The sequence below is a fragment of the Streptomyces sp. DH12 genome, from assembly GCF_020873895.1.
In the GTDB taxonomy this organism is placed as follows: Bacteria; Actinomycetota; Actinomycetes; order Streptomycetales; family Streptomycetaceae; genus Streptomyces.
In genome coordinates, this window is record NZ_JAHWGT010001666.1 from 1 (window position 1) to 389 (window position 389).

Genomic DNA, 389 nt, shown 5'->3' on the forward strand with positions numbered 1-389 from the left:
GTCCACGCCGGGGGCGGTCAGGTCCGGCTTGACGGCGCCGTCGCCGAGGCGCGGGCCGGTGGAGGAGAAGTCGGCGAGCTTGTCCTTGTCGTCGACGGCGCCGACGGTGAGGGCGGAGTCGGCGCTGCCCGGCGAACCGATCGACTGCGGGCCCTCGTTGCCCGCCGCGATGGCGAACAGGATGCCCTTCTCGGCGTACAGCTTGTCGACCGCCGCCTCCAGCGGGTCGGTCTCCGGGGTGTCCATGCCGCCGAGGCTCATGTTGACGATGTCGGCGCCCTCTGCGGCCGCCCACTCCATCCCGGCGAGGATCCCGGAGTCGTCGCCGAACCCGGCGTCGTCGAGGACCTTGCCGTTGAGGATCTTCGCGCCGGGATGGAGTGGGCGGC

Annotated in this window: 1 protein-coding gene; it reads right to left on the reverse strand. The window is 72.5% G+C overall.

Translation table 11 applies throughout. The features are described from left to right. A partial coding sequence (locus LPA54_RS41635; protein ID WP_228985550.1) for a S8 family serine peptidase occupies positions 1 to 389 on the reverse strand: 389 nt, incomplete at both ends.